Raw genomic sequence first — 7,231 nt, 5'->3', positions numbered from 1 at the left:
AACGGTAAACCGTGTTTGGCGGTAGCGTTAGCGATAGGCGCTTGCCTTTCGTTAGCTCACCCGAAAACGGGTTTAATTCTTCAAAAATGGCGCGCATGGCTTAACCCCCAGTTACGACAGAAGCGAGTTTCTTACCCGTTTTGCCTGTTTTGCTAATCGCATAAACTGCGGTGCCAAAAGCAACTAGGCCGACTGAAACGGAAATAACCGTTTTCCAGTCAACAGAGTTCTTTACCTTGGTTACTGTTTCATTCATTTGATGCTTTCCCCTCTTGGGTTTGTGTTTAAGAGGTTCGAAAGATAGGGCAGGGGATAGTATGAGCGTCAATAGGGGTTATAGTATGGGATACTATTAATAGTATGAAATTAGTTAAAAAAAAGCCCTGAAAAGGGCTATCCAATGTATTTGAACGTGACTTTTTCGAATGAATCTTTCACTACTTTGTAGAAATTGAGCGGATCAAGCGCCCCCATAAGCTCAGGTTTCAGACCTGTCTGGCGCTTAATGTAGTGCTGGTCGTTTGCTCTCTGAATACCGATATAGGTTTCCCCTGCTTGGGTAATAAACGCCTTCGGCACTTCCTGAACGCGCTGGGTGCCGACGATCAACACGCCGCCATATTTACGAGCGCGGCGCCATACTTTGCCCGTCCATTTCGGCATTGATTGCTTAAGCCCAACGTCCGCCGCTTCTTCAACAATCACGTCTAGTAACTTGGTGCCGTCTAACGCCGCCCACACACACATCATGAACCATTCGAATGTGGTTTCGTCATCGTCGCCATTCCAGCCAATACGGCCACCGCGAGACATAACCAGCTTTAACGCATTGATAAATGCTTGCTTGTCTGCGAAATGCTTACAATTGTGATCATTATCAGGATCCCAGAAAACCGCACGCTTTGACGCTTTTACAAGGTTCTTAATTGCTTGGGTTTTACCACCGCCAGTAATGGCGGTAATAAATTTATGTTGATTGGGTAAGGCTGTATTAGGATTCTTGGCCAACTTCGCCCCCTTGTTTTTGCGCTGTTTTTTCTTGCTCTGCTTCTTGCGCCTTAGTGATTGCCGCCATGTGCGAAGCACGCGCCGCCATGATTGCCGTACCCACGTAAAGCCCCGCCTTGATCTCGGGCTTTTCCATAAAGTCGTCTATCCATTCGGGCATTGCATCGCCGTATTTTTCCGCAAGAGGAACCAGCGCCGCCGCGCCAGCCTCTATTTTTTCGCCCTCTACTTCGGCGGCTGGGTATGTTTTCGATAAACCCCACCAAAGCATATTGTTGAAGCGAGCCGCCAAGCGTTCCGCACGTTCACGGCTAGCCGCGCTTTCTTGTTTTGATGGCTCGGCTTCTTGCGTTGCCTCTTGCTCTGCTTCTTCCAAAAGATCGTCAAGGCTTAAGCCTTCGTCCTGATCAATAGTATCTTCTTGCTCTAATAGTTCATTTTCCTGCATTTCCATGATTTACCCCTTACTTACTTTTAATAGTTCAGACGATAGTACTGATACACCCGCGCATACTATGAAAACACCTAAACCCAGCCACGCGCCGCCGCTGGATTTTTTAGGCTGCTTTTTCATAGTATTAACCCGCGCCACTACTGGCTCGGACGGCGTTTTTTTTTCGGCCTCTTTTGGTGTATCGGTACTATTGTCGATAGTATCGGTTTTAGTATCCGCCGCTTTTTCGACACTGACAGCGCCAAACGCCGCCACGTCTTTACTATCGTGATAGTATCCAACGGGCTTGATGATACTTTTCCAACGCGCTTGCACTGTCTTGCCAGTACGCTGATCGACACCACACGCACTACACCGCACCTGCACAAAATCGCCTTTGCGCTTGGTTTGCTCCACGTATGCACAGCGGCCACACTCGCAAACGATCTCCCCAATCACTTCCGCTTTACTTGCCATGGGCTTTAATCTCCTTTAATTCCGCCACCATTTCACGCATAGCCGCATACGCCATGCGCGCGCCACGATCCGCGATTTCAACTTTACGAGTCACAGAAAAAGCGCCGAGCGTTTCCATCTCTTTGATGCCTTTTCCGATTTGATCCAAAGCCCGTTCTATTTTTTCGATTCTTTCCATTTTTAGCCTCTTCGTTATTGATAAATTACGTTGATATTTTCCCGCCAATCTGGAGGCGGGGAGTTATTGACACGAGTTCTAGGGAACGGCTTCGCCGCTCCTTCAGACAAAGCCCAAGAGACAGAGCCAGACGCAGCCCCGACACGTTGAACGATCCATTCATAAAGGCGCGTAGGCACGTACTCAGCCACAACCGTTTGAGCCTCTTTATCTTTTCTTTCTGGCTTAACCATGAAGGACACCAAGCCCTTAACGCTTTTTGTAGGCTCGCCGAATTGGTTGTTTTCGCCTTCTTCGTAAAATGGCTTGATGCGCTGTTTACGTCCCGCATTCATGCCACCCATTAAAATGGTGAACTGCTTCCAGTCGTTCGCTTTAGCGGCGTTATAGATGTCTAAAAAAGTGTCTGGGATAGAATCTTTAAGGCGGCGAATTTCGCGCCATACCGTGACAGAGGCCGAGCCTACGAATTGAAATTGGCGGATACCATGACGGCTTTTCCAAGCCTGTACACGTTCTGCAGAATTGATAAAATCTAGGTCGGTTTCATCATCCACACCTATGCACTTACCGTCAGCGTCTACACCGTCGATATTCTTCGCCACATACTTAGCAACGTAAGCCACCGCGCCGCCTTTGGCTGGGTCTAGCTTCTTGGCTTCAAAGCGGCTTTTCTTCGCCCCTGCTTCCTCACCATCAATTTTGAAAGCCTGCTTTCTAAACTCGGCTAACATTTCGCCGCTTTGATCTGGATGCGTGAATAGAATCAAATGCCAGTGCGGTGTCCCATCGTGGTGTGGTTCAACAACACGAACGCCGTAGTAGTGAATGCCTTTATTGCTGCATGCCTTCCCGAACGCTTCCCACACCTTTTTTAAATGGTCTTGAGCATCGCGGGGAGTAGGACGACCAAAGGCGTAAAACTTGCCGTTTCGGTGGCCTGTCTCTTTATGAATAGCGTGATACTTTGACGGACAAGTAAGCGTGATAAACCAGCCAACATGCCCATGCTCGACAGCCAAGAACTGACAGCCTTTAACACGAACCATTAATTCGGCTTTGCAATGAATAGGGTTTGAAATGCTTTTTTCAGACAGTTGCGCCAGCGTAAAAGATTGCTCGTACTGGTTCACGGCTTCCATGCTTTCCAGAAAAGCGCGGTTGGCCTGTTTCTGTTTTCGGTGGCGCTGAATACCCCAGCGGGACACGTAAGCCGACTCTTTGTAACAAACCTGCCCACACTCACGGCGGATATTCTCAACGTGTCTATATTGGCGCTTGGCTTGGCGTTTCCACCATTCAGGCGTAAACATTCGCAGTATTAACGCTTCTACTTTGTCCAAGTCATCCCAACGGTTGAACAGGGAACCCGCAATCTTCGCTTGAGCCTTAACGAACTCAAAAAAGTCGGCGTGAAGCCGAACCAACTTACCTTTAGATGACATTTCAAAGCGGCGGCTTTTCTCTTGCGCCCAGTCGTTCAGCTTGTCGCCTGTGAGATCCATAATCCATTCATCACAGTAATAAAGACGATTCGCTACGCCTCGGACGTATTCCAAAGCAATGTTTATGTTCTTTTTCGATAGTCGCTCAGCTTCTTGGCCTACACACAGTTTCATAGAACCAAGTCGAGATAGAACCTTGTCTATCTCGATACGCTTATCAGAATTACGTAGCCAACCGTTTGCAACAACATAACCCTTGGTACGGTCTAACTCGTCAAGACGCGAGCGGTAAAAGCCCACGTCTTGAGGGCTTACACCGTCTAGCATTTCGTTACGCCACTTTAAGCACTGTGCCGTAGGTGTGGATTCAGTCATCATGCCCACCTCAGCAAAAGAACGGCGAAACAAGCCACTTACGAACGATTTTTATATCTCGCTCGCTCATGTGCTTAACGGCATGGATAAAATCAAAATCGAACATATCCGAGTTACCAAACCAGACAGAGCCAAAGAAGCGCAATAACACGCCGTCTTCTTTGCCTTTTCGATGCAATGCAGTTTGGATAGATTTCATTTTTGGCATGCGTTCGGGAATGTCCCAGTATTGTTTTAGTTCGGGGGCTGCTTCGAGCATCTTAAAAAATCGGTTTTCATTTTCTTGGTTAATCACGGCTTTTACCTTTTTGAATTCGTCCCATAGTTCGCGGGTTTTATCTGACAGAGGGGAGTCTTTTAATTCGCTCGATATTTGAGCCAAGCGAGCGGCGGCGGCATTCAAAGCAATTTACTCTCTATTGAAATTCTCAAAGAGTGCGCCTCTCGACAATTCCGCATTAATTTAAGTTGATGCGTTGCAAGCTCTACTTCTAGTGACGTTAATTTAGGATTGAAGTTGTTTTGTTGGAGTCTTTCTTCAAGCCCCATAATCATTTCGTCTAAATACACCAATTCGCGCCACGCTCTATCATTGTCATTTATGCCTACTTCCACTTTCGATTCGGCCTCATAGATTTCACAATCAGTGGGGAACGCGCGCAATTTAGTGCCATCACGAGAAGCAAAAACATAACAAAAAGGATTTTGTTGCTCTGTTATTACTTCGAAAATGGCACCCGCTACCGCCCCATGTCGCGCCTCAACATTCAAATCTCTTAATAGTCTAATTTTCAAAACGGCACCCCTCGCTTTCGTTCATTTCGTCCAGTTCATCGCCACTTACTAAAAATTCCGCTTGGTGGCACTTAGGGCAAACATGCCAGCCATCTAAAAAGTGGTGTTCCGATTCGCTTCCCGTCCATCCGCAATCAATACAGGACGACTCAATAACCGTTTTCGAATCCTCAAAAACCAAACCGTTTTTTGTTGCTTTAATCATTGCTTACCCCTTTCCCGTACTTAACCGCGCCATAAGCCGCCAGCGAACCAAACAAAAAACCCCAAACCATACCCACCGCGAAAAATTCCATGCTTAATAATCCGCCGCCGCTTCTGTCTTCTGCATTTCCTTAGTTACGTTCACATAAACCAAGCCGCCTACCACTGGCTGATAACGAGCAATCGCGCCGCGCTGTAGGTCTTTTTTCACCGCGCTTTCAGATTTGCCGATCAATACCGACCATTGTTCAGCGGTCATATAAGGCGGCAAACCAAACACTGTTTTGGTTTTGCCGTCGTCAATTTGTACAAATGACGCGCTTTTAGTGCCTTTTACTTGTTCAATCATTGGTCTACACTCCTAAAGATGTACGGATATTACCTTTTTAAAACCATATGGTTTCATAAATGGAACTGTTTGGATGTTAGACACCATTTTGTAATGTGTAAAGCCCATTTATGAATTTATAGGATTTTTTAGATGAACAATTCGAGCGAAGTAGTTGAAAGATTGAAATTAATTCATGCAGTGAATACAGATAAACAACTTTCTGAAATCTTTGGAGTGAGTAAAACAGGTGTTTTTCACTGGAAAAATAGGGATGTAATACCTTACAAAGAGGTTTGCAGCACATCGCTAGAGTTTGGTGTCTCTATTGAATGGCTGCTTAACGGAACGGGGGACAAATACGCAGGTTCTGATACATCAAAACTTCTTCCTGTTCCTCAGTACGCAATCCAAGCGAGCGCGGGCGGTGGCTCACTCGTTGAAGCCGAGCCAATAGAACAACACCTTACGCTAAGCAAAGAATGGTTAAAGCGTGAAGGCATCAACAATAAAGACCTAATCGGCATTTACGCCAAAGGCGACAGCATGGAACCAACCATCGCCAGTGGTGACTCGTTACTGATCGACAGGGAAGATAATTTGATTGGCAGTGATGGCGGCATTTATGTGATCAACTACGAAGGCGAGCTATTCGTTAAGCGAGTGCAAAAATTACTTGATGGCCGCATTGCCGTGACCAGCGACAACAAAAACCACATGAGCATCGAAATTTCTAAACATGACCTGGAGCGCCTTAAAATTATTGGGCGCGTTGTTTGGTTCGGGCGAAAAATGGTGTAACCCATGAGCATTAAACAAACTAAAGACGGTTGGAAAGTCGATTTTAGAGCGGGAGGCGCGAACGGCAAGCGATACCGCAAAACATGCCGGACGAAAGCCGAGGCCGAGCGTTACCAAAAGTTTGTAGAGGCGCAACACACAACAACGGGTAAACCGTGGGAGCCACGCCAGAGCGACACACGCCGATTATCTGACCTTATCGATCTATGGTACAAACACCACGGCCAAAACCTAACGTACAACCAAAAACGACTAAGCAAACTTAAAAACACCGCCGCAGGCTTGGGCGATCCGCTCGCGCGCGAACTAACACCAGCACAATACAGCGCATACAGAGCCGAACGAATCAACCAAGGCCGAGCAATCAAAACCATTAACACAGAAATGATTTTTATTAATGCGGTTTATAATCAGCTCCAAAAAATAAACGTAATTGACTACCCCAGCCCCTTGTTGTCACTGGCTAAGCTCAAAGAAAAAGAAAAAGAAATGCACTACTTGGAAAGCACCCAAATAGTTGAATTATTGCACGCACTTAAACCGTACCCGAACGCCGAGCTAATCGCGCGCATTTGCTTAGAAACGGGCGCACGATGGGGCGAGGCCGAAAACCTAACCACAGGCAAAACCAAAAACCAGAAAGCCACCTTTACAGAGACGAAAAGCGGCAAAAACCGAACCATACCCATCAGCTCAGAACTGTCTAAACGTCTCGCAGAACACGCAAAAAGCGGCCAACTATTCGAGCCAAGCGCAAAGCACTTCTATGCCGCGCTAGATAAAACAACCATCAAACTACCAAAAGGCCAAAAAACACACGTATTGCGCCACACGTTTGCGAGTCATTTTATTATCAATGGTGGTAACATACTCACATTGCAAAAAATTCTAGGTCATTCTGACATTAAAATGACCTTAAAATATGCGCACCTCGCACCCGACCACCTGAACGACTGCTTAACATTTAACCCGCTAAACTCGCTCGGACTGGTCTAAAAATGGACACTTAAGAAATGAATGAAGAAAAAAGCCAAGAAAATCAAGAAGATATGAGAATACAAAAGGAAGCCCAAGTTCCCTTCGATTTAGGAGGGAGCCGATTTGATCAAATCGCAACAGAATTGTTCAGCGACTATTCCCGTTCTCGTATCCAGACTTGGATCAAAGAAGGGGTTTTGAAAGTTGAT

At 46.4% G+C, this 7,231-nt stretch carries 12 protein-coding genes; 2 read left to right on the top strand and 10 right to left on the bottom strand.

Going from position 1 to position 7,231, the window contains the following annotated elements; genetic code table 11:
- Nucleotides 1–100: 100 nt before the first annotated feature.
- From ACN0VI_RS15400 to ACN0VI_RS15355, 10 genes are all read right to left on the bottom strand, one after another.
- On the bottom strand, nt 101–256 hold the full coding sequence (locus ACN0VI_RS15400; protein WP_417447420.1) for a hypothetical protein: 156 nt from the start codon (nt 254–256) through the stop codon (nt 101–103).
- A gap of 137 nt (nt 257–393) precedes the next feature.
- Nucleotides 394–1,008 (bottom strand): hypothetical protein, encoded by a 615-nt coding sequence (locus ACN0VI_RS15395; RefSeq protein WP_417447419.1) that lies wholly within the window; start codon nt 1,006–1,008, stop codon nt 394–396.
- Entirely contained in the window at nt 992–1,462 is a 471-nt protein-coding gene (locus tag ACN0VI_RS15390; RefSeq protein ID WP_417447418.1) for a hypothetical protein, read from the bottom strand. The genes ACN0VI_RS15395 and ACN0VI_RS15390 overlap by 17 nt, the downstream gene beginning before the upstream one ends.
- Nucleotides 1,463–1,465: 3 nt before the next feature.
- A complete protein-coding gene (locus ACN0VI_RS15385) occupies nt 1,466–1,918 on the bottom strand; it encodes a hypothetical protein (protein ID WP_417447417.1) in 453 nt (150 codons plus the stop codon).
- A complete protein-coding gene (locus tag ACN0VI_RS15380; protein ID WP_417447416.1) occupies nt 1,908–2,096 on the bottom strand; it encodes a hypothetical protein in 189 nt (62 codons plus the stop codon). The genes ACN0VI_RS15385 and ACN0VI_RS15380 overlap by 11 nt, the downstream gene beginning before the upstream one ends.
- Nucleotides 2,097–2,110: 14 nt before the next feature.
- On the bottom strand, nt 2,111–3,916 hold the full coding sequence (locus tag ACN0VI_RS15375; protein ID WP_417447415.1) for a replication endonuclease: 1,806 nt from the start codon (nt 3,914–3,916) through the stop codon (nt 2,111–2,113).
- 10 nt (nt 3,917–3,926) lie between these two features.
- On the bottom strand, nt 3,927–4,319 hold the full coding sequence (locus ACN0VI_RS15370; RefSeq protein ID WP_417447414.1) for a hypothetical protein: 393 nt from the start codon (nt 4,317–4,319) through the stop codon (nt 3,927–3,929).
- A complete protein-coding gene (locus tag ACN0VI_RS15365) occupies nt 4,316–4,711 on the bottom strand; it encodes a hypothetical protein (RefSeq protein ID WP_417447413.1) in 396 nt (131 codons plus the stop codon). The genes ACN0VI_RS15370 and ACN0VI_RS15365 overlap by 4 nt, the downstream gene beginning before the upstream one ends.
- Nucleotides 4,701–4,916: a hypothetical protein gene (locus tag ACN0VI_RS15360; protein WP_417447412.1), complete on the bottom strand. Its 216-nt coding sequence runs from the start codon at nt 4,914–4,916 to the stop codon at nt 4,701–4,703. The genes ACN0VI_RS15365 and ACN0VI_RS15360 overlap by 11 nt, the downstream gene beginning before the upstream one ends.
- A gap of 93 nt (nt 4,917–5,009) precedes the next feature.
- Nucleotides 5,010–5,264, bottom strand: a complete 255-nt coding sequence (locus ACN0VI_RS15355) for a hypothetical protein (RefSeq protein ID WP_417447411.1) — start codon at nt 5,262–5,264, stop codon at nt 5,010–5,012.
- 132 nt (nt 5,265–5,396) lie between these two features.
- On the opposite strand from ACN0VI_RS15355, the gene ACN0VI_RS15350 reads away from it, so the two are divergent.
- Together ACN0VI_RS15350 and ACN0VI_RS15345 are read left to right on the top strand one after the other, a co-directional pair.
- The gene (locus tag ACN0VI_RS15350; protein WP_417447410.1) at nt 5,397–6,044 is read left to right on the top strand and encodes a LexA family transcriptional regulator; all 648 of its coding nucleotides are present in this window, start codon (nt 5,397–5,399) and stop codon (nt 6,042–6,044) included.
- Nucleotides 6,045–6,047: 3 nt separating this feature from the next.
- Nucleotides 6,048–7,040, top strand: a complete 993-nt coding sequence (locus ACN0VI_RS15345; RefSeq protein ID WP_417447409.1) for a tyrosine-type recombinase/integrase — start codon at nt 6,048–6,050, stop codon at nt 7,038–7,040.
- Nucleotides 7,041–7,231 lie beyond the last annotated feature (191 nt).

Origin of the sequence: Kangiella sp. (assembly GCF_048265365.1) — a bacterium.
GTDB lineage: Bacteria > Pseudomonadota > Gammaproteobacteria > Enterobacterales > Kangiellaceae > Kangiella.
Note: the sequence above shows the minus strand (reverse complement) of the source record. Positions and strands in the feature narration are given on the sequence as shown.

What these genes read in the sequence shown, in the direction of transcription:
- ACN0VI_RS15375 (WP_417447415.1), bottom strand. Translation starts at nt 3,916, where the DNA reads ATGACTGAATCCACACCTACGGCACAGTGCTTAAAGTGGCGTAACGAA.
- ACN0VI_RS15350 (WP_417447410.1), top strand. Translation starts at nt 5,397, where the DNA reads ATGAACAATTCGAGCGAAGTAGTTGAAAGATTGAAATTAATTCATGCA.
- ACN0VI_RS15390 (WP_417447418.1), bottom strand. Translation starts at nt 1,462, where the DNA reads ATGGAAATGCAGGAAAATGAACTATTAGAGCAAGAAGATACTATTGAT.
- ACN0VI_RS15385 (WP_417447417.1), bottom strand. Translation starts at nt 1,918, where the DNA reads ATGGCAAGTAAAGCGGAAGTGATTGGGGAGATCGTTTGCGAGTGTGGC.
- ACN0VI_RS15400 (WP_417447420.1), bottom strand. Translation starts at nt 256, where the DNA reads ATGAATGAAACAGTAACCAAGGTAAAGAACTCTGTTGACTGGAAAACG.
- ACN0VI_RS15355 (WP_417447411.1), bottom strand. Translation starts at nt 5,264, where the DNA reads ATGATTGAACAAGTAAAAGGCACTAAAAGCGCGTCATTTGTACAAATT.
- ACN0VI_RS15380 (WP_417447416.1), bottom strand. Translation starts at nt 2,096, where the DNA reads ATGGAAAGAATCGAAAAAATAGAACGGGCTTTGGATCAAATCGGAAAA.
- ACN0VI_RS15360 (WP_417447412.1), bottom strand. Translation starts at nt 4,916, where the DNA reads ATGATTAAAGCAACAAAAAACGGTTTGGTTTTTGAGGATTCGAAAACG.
- ACN0VI_RS15345 (WP_417447409.1), top strand. Translation starts at nt 6,048, where the DNA reads ATGAGCATTAAACAAACTAAAGACGGTTGGAAAGTCGATTTTAGAGCG.